Annotated in this window: 15 protein-coding genes; 3 read left to right on the top strand and 12 right to left on the bottom strand. The window is 69.5% G+C overall.

Annotated features, from left to right (window positions below):
- Position 1: 1 nt before the first annotated feature.
- From J7E25_RS11070 to J7E25_RS11060, 3 genes are read right to left on the bottom strand one after another with little or no spacing between them, the layout of a single operon-like run.
- Positions 2-460, bottom strand: coding sequence for a GNAT family acetyltransferase (locus J7E25_RS11070; RefSeq protein ID WP_308164515.1), 459 nt, complete (start codon positions 458-460; stop codon positions 2-4).
- The gene (locus J7E25_RS11065) at positions 457-1,572 is read right to left on the bottom strand and encodes a branched-chain amino acid aminotransferase (RefSeq protein ID WP_214870209.1); all 1,116 of its coding nucleotides are present in this window, start codon (positions 1,570-1,572) and stop codon (positions 457-459) included. The genes J7E25_RS11070 and J7E25_RS11065 overlap by 4 nt, the downstream gene beginning before the upstream one ends.
- A 29-nt stretch (positions 1,573-1,601) precedes the next feature.
- A complete protein-coding gene (locus J7E25_RS11060) occupies positions 1,602-2,660 on the bottom strand; it encodes a 3-isopropylmalate dehydrogenase (protein ID WP_214870208.1) in 1,059 nt (352 codons plus the stop codon).
- Positions 2,661-2,798: 138 nt separating this feature from the next.
- On the opposite strand from J7E25_RS11060, the gene J7E25_RS11055 reads away from it, so the two are divergent.
- Complete coding sequence (locus J7E25_RS11055) at positions 2,799-3,062, top strand: DUF6458 family protein (protein WP_214870207.1); 264 nt, start codon at positions 2,799-2,801, stop codon at positions 3,060-3,062.
- A 77-nt stretch (positions 3,063-3,139) separates the two neighbouring features.
- Here J7E25_RS11055 and J7E25_RS11050 read toward each other — a convergent pair whose 3' ends face one another.
- Complete coding sequence (locus J7E25_RS11050; RefSeq protein WP_214870206.1) at positions 3,140-4,708, bottom strand: MFS transporter; 1,569 nt, start codon at positions 4,706-4,708, stop codon at positions 3,140-3,142.
- Between the two features lie 77 nt (positions 4,709-4,785).
- Here J7E25_RS11050 and J7E25_RS11045 point away from each other — a divergent pair, with 77 nt between their 5' ends.
- Positions 4,786-5,358, top strand: coding sequence for a TetR/AcrR family transcriptional regulator (locus tag J7E25_RS11045; protein WP_214870205.1), 573 nt, complete (start codon positions 4,786-4,788; stop codon positions 5,356-5,358).
- On the opposite strand, the gene serA is transcribed toward J7E25_RS11045, so the two are convergent.
- The 6 genes from serA to J7E25_RS11015 form a co-directional block, all read right to left on the bottom strand.
- Positions 5,348-6,937 carry a phosphoglycerate dehydrogenase gene (gene serA, locus J7E25_RS11040; protein WP_214870204.1) on the bottom strand — a complete coding sequence of 530 codons (1,590 nt, stop codon included), beginning with the start codon at positions 6,935-6,937 and terminating at the stop codon, positions 5,348-5,350. The two genes, J7E25_RS11045 and serA, sit on opposite strands and share 11 nt — an antisense overlap.
- Positions 6,938-7,085: 148 nt before the next feature.
- Positions 7,086-7,490, bottom strand: a complete 405-nt coding sequence (locus J7E25_RS11035) for a hypothetical protein (RefSeq protein WP_214870203.1) — start codon at positions 7,488-7,490, stop codon at positions 7,086-7,088.
- Positions 7,487-7,972 carry a DNA polymerase III subunit gamma/tau gene (locus J7E25_RS11030; protein ID WP_214870202.1) on the bottom strand — a complete coding sequence of 162 codons (486 nt, stop codon included), beginning with the start codon at positions 7,970-7,972 and terminating at the stop codon, positions 7,487-7,489. The genes J7E25_RS11035 and J7E25_RS11030 overlap by 4 nt, the downstream gene beginning before the upstream one ends.
- A gap of 9 nt (positions 7,973-7,981) precedes the next feature.
- Positions 7,982-8,131: a hypothetical protein gene (locus J7E25_RS11025; protein WP_214870201.1), complete on the bottom strand. Its 150-nt coding sequence runs from the start codon at positions 8,129-8,131 to the stop codon at positions 7,982-7,984.
- Positions 8,128-8,874 carry a copper homeostasis protein CutC gene (locus J7E25_RS11020; protein ID WP_214870200.1) on the bottom strand — a complete coding sequence of 249 codons (747 nt, stop codon included), beginning with the start codon at positions 8,872-8,874 and terminating at the stop codon, positions 8,128-8,130. Before J7E25_RS11020 ends, J7E25_RS11025 begins: the two co-directional genes overlap by 4 nt.
- 107 nt (positions 8,875-8,981) lie before the next feature.
- Positions 8,982-9,320 carry a hypothetical protein gene (locus J7E25_RS11015; protein WP_214870199.1) on the bottom strand — a complete coding sequence of 113 codons (339 nt, stop codon included), beginning with the start codon at positions 9,318-9,320 and terminating at the stop codon, positions 8,982-8,984.
- Positions 9,321-9,467: 147 nt separating this feature from the next.
- Between J7E25_RS11015 and J7E25_RS11010 the strand changes: the two genes are divergently transcribed.
- Entirely contained in the window at positions 9,468-13,589 is a 4,122-nt protein-coding gene (locus J7E25_RS11010; protein ID WP_214870198.1) for a BTAD domain-containing putative transcriptional regulator, read from the top strand.
- A gap of 79 nt (positions 13,590-13,668) precedes the next feature.
- Here J7E25_RS11010 and ilvC read toward each other — a convergent pair whose 3' ends face one another.
- Together ilvC and ilvN are read right to left on the bottom strand one after the other, a co-directional pair.
- On the bottom strand, positions 13,669-14,718 hold the full coding sequence (gene ilvC / locus J7E25_RS11005; protein ID WP_374196228.1) for a ketol-acid reductoisomerase: 1,050 nt from the start codon (positions 14,716-14,718) through the stop codon (positions 13,669-13,671).
- A gap of 11 nt (positions 14,719-14,729) precedes the next feature.
- The gene (gene ilvN / locus J7E25_RS11000) at positions 14,730-15,239 is read right to left on the bottom strand and encodes an acetolactate synthase small subunit (RefSeq protein WP_129521140.1); all 510 of its coding nucleotides are present in this window, start codon (positions 15,237-15,239) and stop codon (positions 14,730-14,732) included.
- Positions 15,240-15,241: the final 2 nt, after the last annotated feature.

Here is a 15,241-nt window from a genome sequence, read left to right as displayed (position 1 = left end):
TTCAGCCTACCGGCGAGGCATCCGCGATCAGCCGCTTGCCGAGGCTCGCCACTTCGTCGACCTGGTAGCCCAGACGGCGGTAGAACTCGATCACCCCTGCATTCGTCGAGCGCACCTGGAGGTTGAGCTTCGGGCACCCGAGCTCGGTGAGCAACCGCTCGGCCTCGGCCATGAGTCGCGCACCGAGTCGCTCGCCGCGCCGAGACCCGTCGACGGCGAGGTAGTTCACCCAGCCGCGGTGGCCGTCGTACCCGACCATCGCCGTCGCGATGACGGCGCCGCCCGACTCGCCCACGAGGAAGAGCTCTGGCTGCACGGCGAGCTTGCGCTCGATGTCGCGATACGGGTCGTTCCAGGGCACGACGAGGCGCGAGGCACGCCACAGCTCGACGACGGCTTCGGTGTCGGCCCGATCGAACGCGCGGATGCGCATGCCGGGCCCGGCGCCCGGCGCGGTCACGCGTCGAGCCGGGTCAACCACCCGTGACGGTCTTCGACCCGGCCGTACTGGATTCCCGTGAGCTCTTCGCGAAGCGACAGTGCGAGCTCGCTCGAGGCGGCGCCCGAGTGCACGATCTCGAAGTCGTCGGCGAGGAGTCGCCCGATCGGCACGACGACGGCGGCGGTGCCGCACGCGAATGCGCCGACGATGTCACCGGATGCCGCGCCCTCGCGCCATTCCGTCATGGTGACGCGGCGGCGCTCGACCGAGTGCCCGCGATCGGCCGCGAGCTGCAGCACGGAGTCGCGCGTGATGCCCTCGAGGATCGAGTCGGACTCGGGGGTGACCAGGGTGCCGTCACGCTGCACGAACACGATGTTCATGCCGCCGAGCTCCTCGATGTACCCGTCGTTGTCGAGGAAGAGCACCTGCTGGCAGCCCTTCGCGGATGCCTCGGCCTGGGGCAGCAGGCTCGAGGCGTAGTTGCCGCCGGTCTTGGCCGCTCCCGTGCCGCCCTTGCCGGCGCGCGCGTAGTCGGTGGACAGCCAGATGCTCACGGGCTGCACGCCGCCCGGGAAGTATGCGGCGGCCGGGCTCGCGATGACGTAGTAGCCGACCTTCTTCGCGGGACGTACGCCGAGGAACGCCTCTTTCGCGAACATGAACGGTCGGAGGTAGAGGCTCGTCTCGGGCGCGCTCGGCACCCACGCGGCGTCGACCCCGATGAGCTGCTTGAGCGACTCGAGAAAGATCTCGCTCGGCAGCTCGGGCAGCGCCATACGGCGTGCCGAGCGCTGCATGCGCGCCGCGTTCTCGTAGGGACGGAAGGTCCAGATCGAGCCGTCGGCGTGGCGGTAGGCCTTCATGCCCTCGAAGATCTCCTGGGCGTAGTGGAAGACGGCCGCAGCGGGGTCGAGCTGGATGGGGCCGTAGGGCTGCACCCGCGGACGGTGCCAGCCGCCCTTCTCCGACCAGCACAGGTCGATCATGTGGTCGGTGAAGTGGTTGCCGAAGCCGGGGTCGGCGAGGATCTCGTCGCGTTCGGCCTCGCTGCGCGAGGACTCGTTGCGGATGACCTGCCAGATGAGCCCGGATGCGGAGGGGGCCTGGAGCGGGAGGTTGATCGTCATGGTGTCTTCCTTCGAGTGCGCGGAATCTTCTACAGTGCGCCGAGGCGGGCGACGACGGCGTCGCCGACTTCGGAGGTCGAGCGTTTCGCGTCGCCGCGCTCGGCGATGTCGGCGGCGACCGCCCGCGTGACCTGCTGAGCCTGCTCCGTGAGGCCGAGGTGCTCGAGGAGCAGCGCGACGGAGAGGATGGCGGCCGTGGGGTCGGCGATGCCCTTCCCGGCGATGTCGGGTGCGGAACCGTGAACCGGCTCGAACATGCTCGGGAACCGGCCGTCGGGGTTGATGTTGCCCGAGGCTGCGAGTCCGATGCCGCCGCTGATTGCGCCGGCGAGGTCGGTCAGAATGTCGCCGAAGAGGTTGTCCGTGACGATGACATCGAATCTAGCAGGATCCGTGACGAGGAAGATCGTCGCCGCGTCGACGTGCAGGTAGTCGACGGCGACGTCGGGGAACTCGGTTGCGACGGCATCGACCGTGCGCTTCCACAGCGATCCGGCGAACACGAGCACGTTGGTCTTGTGCACCAGGGTGAGGCGCTTTCGAGGCCTCGCGGATGCCGCTGCGAAGGCGTAGCGCACGACGCGCTCCACCCCGTAGGCGGTGTTCACCGAAACCTCGTTCGCGACCTCGTGCGGCGTGCCGACGCGGATCGCCCCGCCGTTGCCGACGTACGGCCCCTCGGTGCCCTCGCGCACGACGAGGAAGTCGACGTCGCCCGGAGCGGCGAGCGGGCTCGTGACGCCCGGATACAGCACCGTCGGACGCAGGTTGACGTAGTGGTCGAGCTCGAATCGGAGCTTGAGGAGGAGTCCGCGCTCGATGTTCGCGCCGAGGAGTCGCGGATCGCCGGGGGCACCGCCGACGGCCCCGAGCAGGATCGCGTCGTGTCCGGCGATGGCGGCGAGGTCGTCGTCGGTCATCACGTCGCCGGTCTCGAGGTACCGGCCGGCGCCGAGCGAGAACTCCGTCTGCTCGAACGAGACCTCCCCGCCGTCGGTGACGGCCGCGAGGGCCTTCAGCGCCTCGCCGACGACCTCTGGTCCGATCCCATCACCGGGAATGACCGCGAGCCTGACCGTGCCTACCATGAATTCTCCTTCGTGCGCCAGCCCTCCCAGCGTACTGTCCACGCGAGTGGCCGATCGATACACTCGGCCTCAGGACGAGGTATCCGCCTCATCGAAACACGGCCTGCAGGGCCGCCGGAGAGAAAGCAGGAACCACCCATGAGTCTCGGTCTCGGAATCGTGCTCTTCGTGATCGGCGCGATCCTCGCGTTCGCGCTCAACCTCACCGTCGACTGGATCGACCTTCAGCTGGTCGGCTACATCCTGATGATCGCCGGAGTGATCGTCGTCATCCTCGGCGTCATCCTGCTCGCCCGTCGTCGTCGTTCCGTGTCGACCTCCCAGACGAGCGTCGACCCCGGTACGGGCGATCGGGTCACGCGCAACGAGCACTCGACTCCCGAGGACCCCACCGTCCTCTGAGCATTCGAACGTCGAACGGCCGTCCCGGCGCTCCATGAGCGACGCGACGGCCGTTCGCTCGTTGCGGCGAGCGTGCTTCAGGCCGCGTCGACCGGCCGTGGATTCCTGAGCGCGACCGCCGCGACGACCGCGGCGGCGGCCATGAGCACCACACCGATGAGGGAGGTCACCACCACTCCGCCGTCGAACGCGTGCGCCGCGGATGCCGCGAGCTCGGCTCCGACCGCGGCGGGAAGCCCCTCGGCCACGGTCACGGCACCCGCGAGCGTCTCTCGCGCGGCCGCCGCCTGCTCGCCGGTGAGCACTGCGGGCAGTTCGATCGCGGCGCGGAAGTGCGCGGCGAGAATGCTGCCGAGCAGGGCCGTGCCGAGCACGGCACCGAGTTCGTAGGCCGTCTCGGAGACGGCGGAGGCGGCGCCCGCCTTGGCCGGCGGCGCACTCGAGAGGATCAGCTCGTTCGAGACCGTCTCGGCGGCGCCGATGCCGACGCCGAGCAGCATGAAGGCGATGACGATCGGCGCGATCGATTCGGCGCTCGTGGAGAGCGCGATGACGAGGTACCCGGAGGCCGAGAGCAGGAGCGCGACCGGGACGAGCACCCGGGGCCGCACTCGGCGGGCCACGGGCACGACCACGAGGCCCGCGATGATCATCGCGATGAGGCCCGGCAGGAGCGCGAGTCCGGCCGCGACGGGGGTGAGCTCGGCGATGAGCTGCAGGTGCTGCGACACGAAGTAGAGGAATCCGACGAGAGCGATGACGCTGAAGAGGTTCACGAGCACCGCGCCGCCGAATGAGCCCTGCCGGAAGAGCCGCACTTCGAGCATGGGCGAGTCGCTGCGCAGCTGCCGACGGACGAACCACGCCGCGCAAACGAGGCCGATGATGATCGCCTGCACGCCGAATCCACCGACGCCCTCGGTCGCGAGCGACTTGATGCCGTAGACGACCGGACCCATCGCAGCGAGCGAGAGCACGGTGCTCGCCACGTCTATGCGCCCGGGCGCGGGATCGCGGCTCTCGGGAATCAGCAGCGGCACGAGCACCAGCAATGGCACGAGCACCGGCACGGCGAGGAGGAACACGGAACCCCACGCGAAGTGCTCGAGGAGGATGCCGCCGACGAGCGGCCCGAGGGCGCTGCCGGCAGCGAATCCCGACGCCCAGATGGCGATCGCGAGACGGCGCTGCTCGCGGTCGGTGAAGACCGCGCGCAGCAGCGAGAGCGTCGAGGGCATGAGCATGGCGCCGAAGAAGCCGAGCGCGGCGCGAGCGGCGATGAGCGCCTCTGCGGTCGGTGCGAACGCCGCCGCGATCGACACGATCGCGAATCCCGTCGAACCGATGAGGAGCAGTCGTCGCCGCCCGAAGCGATCGCCGGCACTGCCCATCGCGACGAGAAGGCCGGCGAGCACGAGGGGATACGCGTCGATGATCCAGAGTTGCTGTGCAGCGGTCGGCGCGAGGTCGCGCGAGATCGACGGCAGCGCGAAGCTCAGCACCGTGTTGTCGACCGACACGAGCAGCACCGGAAGCATGAGCACGGCGAGCGCGATCCAGGCGCGTCGTGATGCTCGCTGCGGCGCCGGTGCGGAGGACGTCGGCGTCTCGATCGTGTCGGTGTCAGTGCGTGTCGTGTTCGTCATCTCAGTTTCCGTTACTATACCGTCCAGCCGGTATAGTATCAGAGGATGACCGGATTGCGCTCGCTACGATCGAGCACATGAGCCGTCCACCTGCCGCCCGTGACGCCGTGCTCGATGCGTTCGAGCGCATCCTCATCGACGGCGGCGAGCGGGCCGCGACCCTCGAGGCCACGGCCCGCGCCGCCGGCGTGTCGAAGGGCGGGCTGCTCTACCACTTCGCATCACGCGAAGCACTCGTCGACGCGGTCCTCACGCGGTTCATCGACCTCGTCGACGCCGACATCGAGGAGCTCGAGCGCGCCCCTGAGGGCGCCGTCGCCTACTACGTGCGCAGCGCGGTCGCCGTCGGCCACCCGCTCGACCGGGCGGGCGTCGCTGCGGCGCGACTCGCCCAGGCCGGCAGCCCACCCGCCGTCCGCGTCATCCGTGCGGTGCGCCAGCGTTGGCTCGACGCCGTGCGACGGCACGTGGCCGACCCGACCGTCGCACTCGCGATCACGCTCATCGGCGACGGCCTCTACTACGACTCGGCCCTGCACGGCGACGACGAGCAGCTCGGCGTCGATGCGCCGCGCACGGCGGAGATGGACTCGCTCATCGCGCTGCTCGAGCGGCTCGCCGCCGAGCCGCCTCCGACACCTACTCGGTGATGTCGATCTCGACGAGCACGTCGGCCTCGATGGCCTCGCGCACCCGCTCGAGCACCTCGGTGGGCACCGGCGAGTCGACGGTGAGCACGCTCAGCGCCTCGCCGCCGGCCTCACGCCGCGCGATCTGCATGCCGGCGATGTTGATGCCGGCGTCGCCGAACTCGCGGCCGTAGATCGCCACGATGCCGGGACGGTCGGTGTACTCCATCACGATGTGGGTCTTCGCGATCGGCACCTCGATCTCGTAGCCGTTCACGCCCACGAGCTTCTCGATCTGCTTCGTGCCGGTGAGCGTGCCCGCCACCGACACCTGCTCGCCGTCGGCGAGTGCGCCGCGCAGCGTGATGACGTTGCGGTACTCGGGCGACTCCGGCGAGGTGATGAGCCGCACCTCGATGCCGCGCTGCTCAGCGAGGAGCGGCGCGTTCACGTACGACACGGTCTCGCTGACGATGTTCGTGAAGACGCCCTTGAGGGCGGCGAGCTTCAGCACCGAGACGTCGTAGTCGCTGAGCTCGCCGCGCACCTCGACGTCGATGCTCGTGAGGCGACCGTGGGCCAGGCCGGCGAAGAGCTGGCCGAGCTTCTCGACGAGCGGGATACCGGGACGCACGTACGGGTCGATGACACCGCCCGCGACGTTCACCGCGTCGGGCACCAACTCGCCGGCGAGCGCCAGGCGCACCGACTTCGCGACCGAGACGCCGGCCTTCTCCTGCGCTTCGTCGGTCGAGGCGCCGAGGTGCGGCGTGACGATGACGTTCGGCAGTGACAGCAGCGGCGACTCGCGCGGCGGCTCCGAGACGAACACGTCGAGGCCCGCACCGGCGATGCGGCGGGCGGCGAGCGCCTCGTACAGCGCGTCCTCGTCGATCAGGCCACCGCGCGCCACGTTCACGAGGTACGCCGTGGGCTTCATCTTCGCGAGCTGCTCGGTGCTGATCATGCCCGTGGTCTCGGGCGTCTTCGGCATGTGGATCGTGATGAAGTCGCTGCGCTCGAGGAGCTCGTCGAGGCTCACGGTCTGCACCCCGAGCTGCTGGGCTCGCGCAGCGGTGATGTAGGGGTCGTAGGCGATGACCTCGGTGCCGAACGCCTGCAGTCGGGCGGCGATGAGCGCGCCGATGCGACCGAGGCCGATGATGCCGATGGTCTTCTCGTAGAGCTCGACGCCTGTGTAGTGCGAGCGCTTCCATTCGCCCTGCGCGAGCGCCGCGTGCGCCGCCGGAATGTGGCGGGCGAGGCTCAGGATGTGTCCGACGGTGAGCTCGGCCGCCGAGATGATGTTGGACGTCGGCGCATTCACGACCATGACACCGGCGGTCGTCGCCGCCTTGATGTCGACGTTGTCGAGGCCCACCCCCGCGCGCGCGATGACCTTGAGCCGCGGCGCGGCGGCGATCGCCTCGGCGTCGACCTTCGTGGCGGAACGCACGAGGATCGCATTCGCGTCGGAGAGCGCCGCGAGCAGAGCTGCACGATCGGTGCCGTCGACGTTGCGAACGTCGAAGTCGGGCCCCAGCGCGTCGACGGTGGCGGGTGAGAGTTCTTCTGCGATCAGCACGACCGGCTTTGACACGACGAATCGATTCCTTTGGCCAGAGGGGGGTGACGAGCGTCGCAATCGCTGACGCAATCACGTGAAACTCTAGCCGAGCCCGCCGGAGCGCTCCGACTTCATGACGGCGGGAGACACCTGCAGCCGCTGCGATGCGCTGGCACGGGGGTCACGCGAGCGGCACCCAGCGGGTGAACGCGGCGATGATGTCCATGCTGAGCGCGGCCGACACACCGAGCCCGACCGCATAGAACGCGATCTGCACGAGCGGGCCGCGACGCCGACCGAGCGCGAAGGCGCCAGCGAACAGGGCGAGCGGAAGCACGATGGCGAGCACGAGGAGGAACCAGCCGAAGCCGGTGATGCCGACCTCGAGGTGAGTCGCGAGCGTCGACATGCCGATGAGGTTGCCGAGCGCCTCCCACACGTCGTAGGCGTAGAAGAGACCGAAGAGCACGGCGAGCGTGACGGCCAGCCAGAGCGGAGTGCCCGACACTCGCGATCGCGGCGTCGATGCGTCGTCGATCTCGGCGCGCTCGCGGCGCACCGACTCCTCCCCTGCTCCCGCGCTCATGCGGTGACCCCGGTTCCGAGCAGGAACGGCAACGGCACGAGCACGATCGCTCCGGCGACGAGCCAGAGGATCCTCACGCGGGAGCGACCCGCCGACAGCCAGAGCGTGATCCCGAACCACAGGGGAACCGCGAAAACCGCCAGCCAGCCACCGAGCCCGAACATGAACTGCGCGACGGGATCGACCGATCCGGTCGAGAGCCGCGTGGCAACGATGATCCAGCCGACCGCGTACAGCAGGTACACGCCGCCGAGCACCCCGAGCACGACGAGCTCGACCGAGCCCGTCGGCGACGCGGCATCCGCCCGGCCTGTTGACTGCTGCTGCGAGGAGTCGGATGCCGCTTCGGTGCCGTTGCCGTCGGATGCGGGTGCATCGGGCTCAGCTGTCGCCGGATTGCCGACCGTCTTCCAGCCCGGAGCGAGCGTCGGATCGTCGTCGCCCTCCCAGCGCAGGGCGTCGTCGTCGGAATCGCGGGCCATGTCCTCAGCCTAGCCATTCGGCAGGCAACGACCCTCGACCCGCGGCTGCGCGGCGCCGAACTCGAAGTCCACTTGCGCGCCCTCGATGGCCCAGCTCTCCATCGCCGACTTCCGGCGGTCGTCTTCGTCCACGTCGGGTCCGACGGCAGCGCCGCTCACGCTCGCACCGCGGATTGAGCCGCAGCGACGGCCGCACGCACGAGCTCCGCGTCGGTGGCATCGAAGCCGATCTCGCCGCCGCCCGGCCCGCTCGGTCCGCCTCGCCCGTCGCGGCGACGCGCCGACAGATGCACCGCGTCGACGCCGACCGCCGCGAGCGCTCCGATGTCGTCGACGCCGACGCCGCCGCCGGCCATCACCTCGACCGCGCCGCCCGCCTCCGACACCATCCGGGCCAGCGTGGGTAGGCCGGCACGGCAGTCGGCTGCACCTCCTGATGTGAGGACGCGACGCACGCCGGTACCTGCAAGCGCGGCGACGGCCGCGAGTGGATCCGTTGCGGCATCGACGGCCCGGTGCACGGTGACGTCGAGCCCGTCTGCTGCGTCGAGGAACGCGGCGATCGCGTCGAGGTCGAGCGCACCGGCATCCGTCAGCGCACCGACGACCACGCCATCGGCACCGAGCGATCGGGCCAGGCGGATGTCGCGCACGGTCGCCTCGACCTCATCGCGGTCGTACACGAACCCCCCACCGCGCGGGCGCACGAGTACGTGCACGAAACCGGTGACGGATGCCTCCGTCGCGAGCGCCGCGGCAGCCTCGATCGACCCGGCCGAGGGTGTGAGCCCGCCCAGCCCGAGGGCCTGGCAGAGCTCGACGCGGGCGGCACCGCCGCTGAGCGCGATGCGGACCCCCGCGGCATCCTGCACGGCGATCTCGACGGGAAGGAATCCTGACACCCTTGCCACGCTACTAACTCATGCGAGAGAGGCCCGTTCCCGGAGGAAACGCACCGACGGGGCCGGCCTGAGCCGACCCCGCCGTGGGGGTGCAGTGTGGGGACCGCTCAGCGAGCGGCGTTGGCACGTTCGATGAGTTCGTCGACATACCGGTCGGCACTCTCACGCACGAGCATGCGGTGCGTGGAGTCGAGGTTGCCACGTTCGATGAGTTCGTCGACGTACCGGTCGGCACTCTCACGCACGAGCATGCGGTGCGTGGAGTCGAGGTTGGCACGTTCGATGAGTTCGTCGACATACCGGTCGGCACTCTCACGCACGAGCATGCGATGGAGGCCGGGGTCGGCAGCAGGGGATGCGGTTGCGCAGCCTGCGAGACCGACCGTGGCCGCGACGAGTACGAGACCGGCGGCGAGGAACTTGCGGGTGTTCTGTGTGTGTTCCATGCTCTCCACGTTGACGAGGGCCGGTATGAATGCGGGTGGCCGCCGGTATCAGCACGGTATGAACGCCGGTGGCCGCCGGTATCAGCACGGTATGAACGCCGGCGCTCCGCCATTGACACCGCCTCACGCAGCTCTCACACTGCAGGTGTGAGCATCAATGTGCTCGGGGCGCTCTCGACGGATGCCGGGGCGCTCAGCCCGCAGGAGCGGGCGGTGGTCGCCGCACTGGCGGTGAACCCAGGGCACGAAGTACGCGCCGGCGAGCTCGCAGAGGCCTGCTGGGGTGACACGGTTCCCCGAACATGGCCGAAGCAGGTGCAGGCGCTCGTGTCCCGCGTTCGTCGGCGGCTCGGATCGCAGAGCATCCTGACGACCACGCAAGGGTACGCGCTCGGCGTCGCGACGGAGACGATCGACTCCGTGCGCTTCCAGCGTCTCGTTGATCGAGCCCGCGGGCATCAGGGCGAGGGCGATCCGGAACGGGCGATCACGGGATACGAGCAGGCGCTCGCGCTCTGGCGTGGTCCGCCGTTCTCAGACGTCGCCGCGTGGCCGCCCGCGTCCGTCGAGGCCGCACGGCTCGACGAGATCAGGCGGGCGATAGAAGAGGATCTGCTCGAGGCGCACCTCGACTGCGGCGAGCACCACAGCGTGATCGCGGAGGCCGAGGGCCTCGTGCGTGCCGAGCCGCTCTCGGAGCGCCGCTGGTCGATCCTCGCGCTCGCGTTGTATCGAAGCGGTCGCCAGGCGGATGCGCTGGCCGCGCTCCGCCGCCTTCGCGACGAGCTCGGAAGCCGGTTGGGCGTCGACCCCGGCCTGGAGATCTCGGCACTCGAGACCGAGATCCTCCGTCAGGACCCGCGGATCAATCCTCCGCCCGCCCCCCGCGCGGCGCGGGCCGGCAACCCGTACAAAGGGCTGCGACCCTTCACGCCCGACGACGCAGCCGATTTCTTCGGCCGCGACCCCGAGATCACCGAGGTGCTCGATCGCCTCGATGAGGCGCATCTCGTCACCGTCGTCGGGCCGTCGGGGAGCGGCAAGTCTTCGCTGGTTCTCGCGGGGGTCGTACCCCGCCTCCGAGACCGCGGCCGCGGGCCGGTGCTCATCACGCCCGGCACCGGTCGGCGCACGGGCGACGTCGTCATCATCGACCAGTTCGAGGAGCTCTTCCAGCTCGGGTGGCCGCCCGACGAAATCGCCGCCTATTGCGAGTCGGTCGCGCAGGTCGTCGCTACCGGACACGACGTCATCCTCACGCTGCGCTCCGACGCCATCGATCGCTGCGTGGCCGACCCCCTGCTCGGTCCGCTCGTCCGGGAGGGACTCGTCGTCCTCGGCCCCCCGAGTGCAGAGGCCCTTCGTCTTGCGATCGAGGAACCCGCTCGATACTCGGGTCTACGCGTGGAACACGGCCTCACCGAGCTCATACTCCGCGACGCCGTCGGCGAACTGGGCGTGCTCCCCCACCTCTCCCATGCGCTCGCGGAGACCTGGCGGCGACGCGAGGGCGCGGTACTCACGGTCGAGGCCTACGAGTCGGTCGGCGGCATCAGCGGAGCGATCGCCCGGTCGGCCGAAGAGCTGTACGCCGGGCTGTCTCCGGAAGAGCGGATCCAGTGCCAGGCACTCCTGCGGCGTCTCGTCTCTCTCACGCCCGATGGACGCACCGTTCAGCGCCGGGTGTTGGTCGGCCCGCTCCGCGCGGACGCGCATCGGTCCGCGATCATCACGCGGCTCGTGGACGCACGTCTGGTGAGCGTGGCCGGCGCGACGATCACGGTCGCCCATGAATCTCTCGCCACCGCCTGGCCGCGCCTGCACTCCTGGCTCGAGGAGGATGCGGAGGGCGCGCGCACCCTCGCGCGCCTGACCGCCGCGGCCGAATCATGGGATGAGTCAGGACGGCCGGCGGACGAGCTCTACCGCGGGGCACGCCTGCGCACCGCGCTCGAATGGCGCAACGCATCCTCGCCGGACCTGACCGGCACCGAATCCGACTTCCTCGACCTGTCTGCGGAGCGCGAGTTCGCCGAGGAGCATCGCGCCGCCGAAGACGCCCGACGCGAACTGCGCCAGACCCGACTCCGACGCATCCTGCTCACGAGCGCGGCCGTGTTCGTCGTGGCATCCATCGCAGCCACCATCCTCGCAGTGCGCGGTGCCGGCGACGCGGCACGGCACCGCGAGTCGGCGGACATCGAGGACATCGTCGGCACCTCGCTCGCGCTGCGGTCGTCGCAGCGTGCGGTCGCGGCGCTCCTCGCCGTCGAGGCGCACACCCGCTGGCCCGACGACCCACGGCCCCGAACCGCACTCATGGGAACCTTCACCTCGTCCCCCGGTCTCCTCCGGACCTCCACCATCCCGGACACGGAGCGGTTCGTCGCACACCCCATCCCGGGAACCGATGAGGCCGTCGTCGTGCGAGACGACGGAACCGCGGCGATCTACGACATCGAGACGGCTCGGCCCATACGGGACCTCGCGATCACGCCGAGCACGGTCGCGTTCACAGCCCGGCCGTTCGTCGAAGTCAGCGCGGACGGCGGGACCGCGGTCGTGGTGAGATATGTCGTCCCCGGCTCGGCCTCCTATCAGCCGGGCGTGTCGGAGTTCCTCGCCGTGGACCTCGCCTCGGGCGATCCGATCGGTCCGCCCGTGAGGTTGAGCGTCGCCGCCAACCGTGTGGCCGTCGACTCCACGGGATCGTTCGCCGCCGTCGCCGGTCGCGATGGCCGACTCCGCGCGATCGACCTGGAATCCATGCAGGTCTCCCGCATCGAGTACCCGGTTGCGGCGCGCGATTGGACGCGAGGCGCCGGTGCCGCCTCGGTGGCCTTCCTTGATGACGACCGGCTGGCAATCGGATCCACCGATGCCGTCGGGATCGTCGACCTTCGAACGAACGTTCCCGGCCCTCGATTCGCGGTGCCGTCCGGCTTCGCGAACAGTGCGATCGCGCAGGCCGGCTCCACGCTCATCGCCGCCGGCGACTCGGGAGTCATCGCGTTGGACATGACCTCGGGCGCGCTGCGATGGAGCCATGAGATCGACCGGTGGCCGTCGGCGTGCACGACGCTGTCGGTCTCCACGACACCTGGGGCGGTGTGGTGCGGAAACGAGGCCGGCGATGTCCTGCAATACGACCTCGCGACTGGAGCATCGACCGCACCGCTCCCGCAGCGCGCAGCGGGCGTCTTCCCTGGTCCCGACGGGTCCGAGCTCGTGATCGTGGGAACGGACGAACCGGTGCTCTCCCGGTGGGCCGTCGACGGCAGAGGTGCGATCACCCGGGTGATCGCACGCGGATCGACCACGGTGGGCGGGTACGGATCGGATGGCTCCTCCGTGCTCGTCACGGATGGCTCATCTCGGGTGCACGTCTGGGATCCGCGCAGCGACTCCAGCCGTCTCGTGCTTCCCGACGGTGCGGTCGGTCCCGTCTGGGCGGGCGTCGATTCGTTGCTCGTGAACCTGGATGGCGGCACGGAGCTGGCCCTGCTCGACGCGACGACGGGCGAGGTGCTTCCGAGCGAGATCCCCGACCAGTCGTCCACCGGGCTGACGTGGACCTCCGGCCGACGGGTCATGGTCGTCGCGGACGGATACCTGTGGGTGCTCGATCCGATCACCGGCGAACGACTCACCGGACCCTTCCAGCTCAACAGCCGCCTGGGGCCGACCTCGGTCAGTCCTCTGTCGGACGGCTCCCGCCTGCTCGTGACCACGTGGAGCAACGACGGTGTCTTCACCACGAGGATCCTGGACACGGACCGGGGCGAGTTCGCCGCCGCTCAACTCGTGGGTCCGGAGATCACCACGGTCGTGGGCGACGCGGTCGTGGTGGGCGCCGAGGGCACCCGACTGCTGACCTACGCGATCGACGACTTCGCCGTGATCGGCTCGCTGCCCAGCACCGCCGCCGGCACGAGAACGCTGCAGGCGAGCGTGGACGGCCGCACCCTGCTGGCGACGGGGATCGACGGGTCGGCCTCGTTATACGACCTCGCGAGCGGCCTGCGTCTCGGTGACGCGATCCCAACGGCGGGCGGGGAGGGGTTCGCGGCGTCGCTGCGCCCCGACGGCCGTGAGCTCGCGGTGGTCCGCTCGGACGGCCTGCAGCTGTGGGACCTCGACCCCGAGAGCCAGGTCGAAGCGGCATGCCGGATCGCGGGACGCGACCTCACACGCGAGGAGTGGGAGGAGCACCTCGGCGCGATCGCACCCTATCGCTCGACGTGCGGGTTCGGATCGGCTGGCGGCTGAGCCGTCGCCCGGAGACGCCGACGGCGGGGCCAGCCGGAGCCGACCCCGCCGTCTCGTAGCGGTGAAGCGGAGTCTCGCGTCAGCGAGCGACCTCGCCGTCGACGTAGTCGTCGTCGTTCGAGGCGTTCCAGGCGAAGAGCTTGCGGAGCTCGCGGCCCGTGGCCTCGATGGGATGCGCCTCGCCCTTCGCGCGGAGCTCGAGGAACTCCTTCGCGCCGTTGTCCTGGTCGGCGATGAACCGCTCGGCGAATGCGCCCGACTGGATGTCGCCGAGCACCGCCTGCATGTTCTCCTTGACGTGCGGATCGATGACGCGAGGGCCCGAGACGTAGTCGCCGTACTCGGCCGTGTCGGAGACCGACCAGCGCTGCTTCGCGATGCCGCCCTCCCACATGAGGTCGACGATGAGCTTCAGCTCGTGGAGCACCTCGAAGTACGCGACCTGCGGCTGGTAGCCGGCCTCGGTGAGGGTCTCGAAGCCGTACTGCACGAGCTGCGAGACGCCGCCGCAGAGCACGGCCTGCTCGCCGAAGAGGTCGGTCTCGGTTTCTTCGGTGAAGGTCGTCTTGATGCCGCCGGCGCGGAGGCCGCCGATCGCCTTGGCGTACGAGAGCACGAGCGGCCAGGCGTTGCCCGAGGCATCCTTCTCGACGGCGACGATCACGGGGACGCCGCGGCCTGCCTCGTACTCACGGCGCACGGTGTGGCCCGGGCCCTTCGGGGCCACCATGACGACGTCGACGCCCTCGGGCGCCTCGATGTAGCCGAAGCGAATGTTGAAGCCGTGGCCGAAGACGAGGGTCTTGCCCTCGGACAGGTTGTCTTTGATGGACTCGGCGTAGATGTGGCGCTGGTACTGGTCAGGAGCGAGGATGACGATGACGTCGGCCTCGGCCGCGGCATCGGCGACGCTCTTCACCTCGAAGCCGGCCTCTTCGGCCTTGGGCTTGGACTTCGAGCCCTCCTTGAGGCCGATGACGACCTCGACGCCCGAGTCGCGGAGGTTCTGCGCGTGCGCGTGGCCCTGCGAGCCGTAGCCGATGACGGCGACCTTCTTGCCCTGGATGAGCGCGAGGTCGGCGTCCTTGTCGTAGTAGATCTCAGCCATGTGCTGTTCTTTCTCCTTGATGTGGGTCTGGTTCAATTCTTGAAGACGCGCTCGGTGATGGACTTGCCACCGCGACCGATCGCGAGAAGGCCCGACTGGGCGATCTCCTTGATGCCGTAGGGCTCGAGCACCTTGAGGAACGCGGTGGTCTTGCCGGAGTCACCGGTGACCTCGATCACGAGCGCGTCGCTCGAGACATCGACGACGCGGGCACGGAAGAGATTCACCGCCTCGAGCACTTGCGACCGGGTCGCGTTGTCGACGCGCACCTTGATGAGCAGGTGCTCTCGATGCACGGACTGCGCGGGGTCGAGCTCCACGATCTTGATGACGTTGATGAGCTTGTTGAGCTGCTTCGTGACCTGCTCGAGCGGCAGGTCTTCCACGTCGACGACGACCGTGATGCGGGAAAGCCCGTCGATCTCGGAGTGGCCGACCGCGAGGCTCTCGATGTTGAAGCCGCGACGAGCGAAGAGCCCTGCGACGCGGGTCAGCAGACCTGGCTTGTCTTCCACGAGGAGTGAGAGAACGTGCGTCGACATGT

Origin of the sequence: Agromyces sp. ISL-38 (assembly GCF_018613935.1) — a bacterium.
Classification (GTDB): Bacteria; Actinomycetota; Actinomycetes; order Actinomycetales; family Microbacteriaceae; genus Agromyces.
The sequence above is the reverse complement of the archived record's forward strand: the minus strand, read 5'-3'. Positions and strand labels throughout refer to the sequence as shown.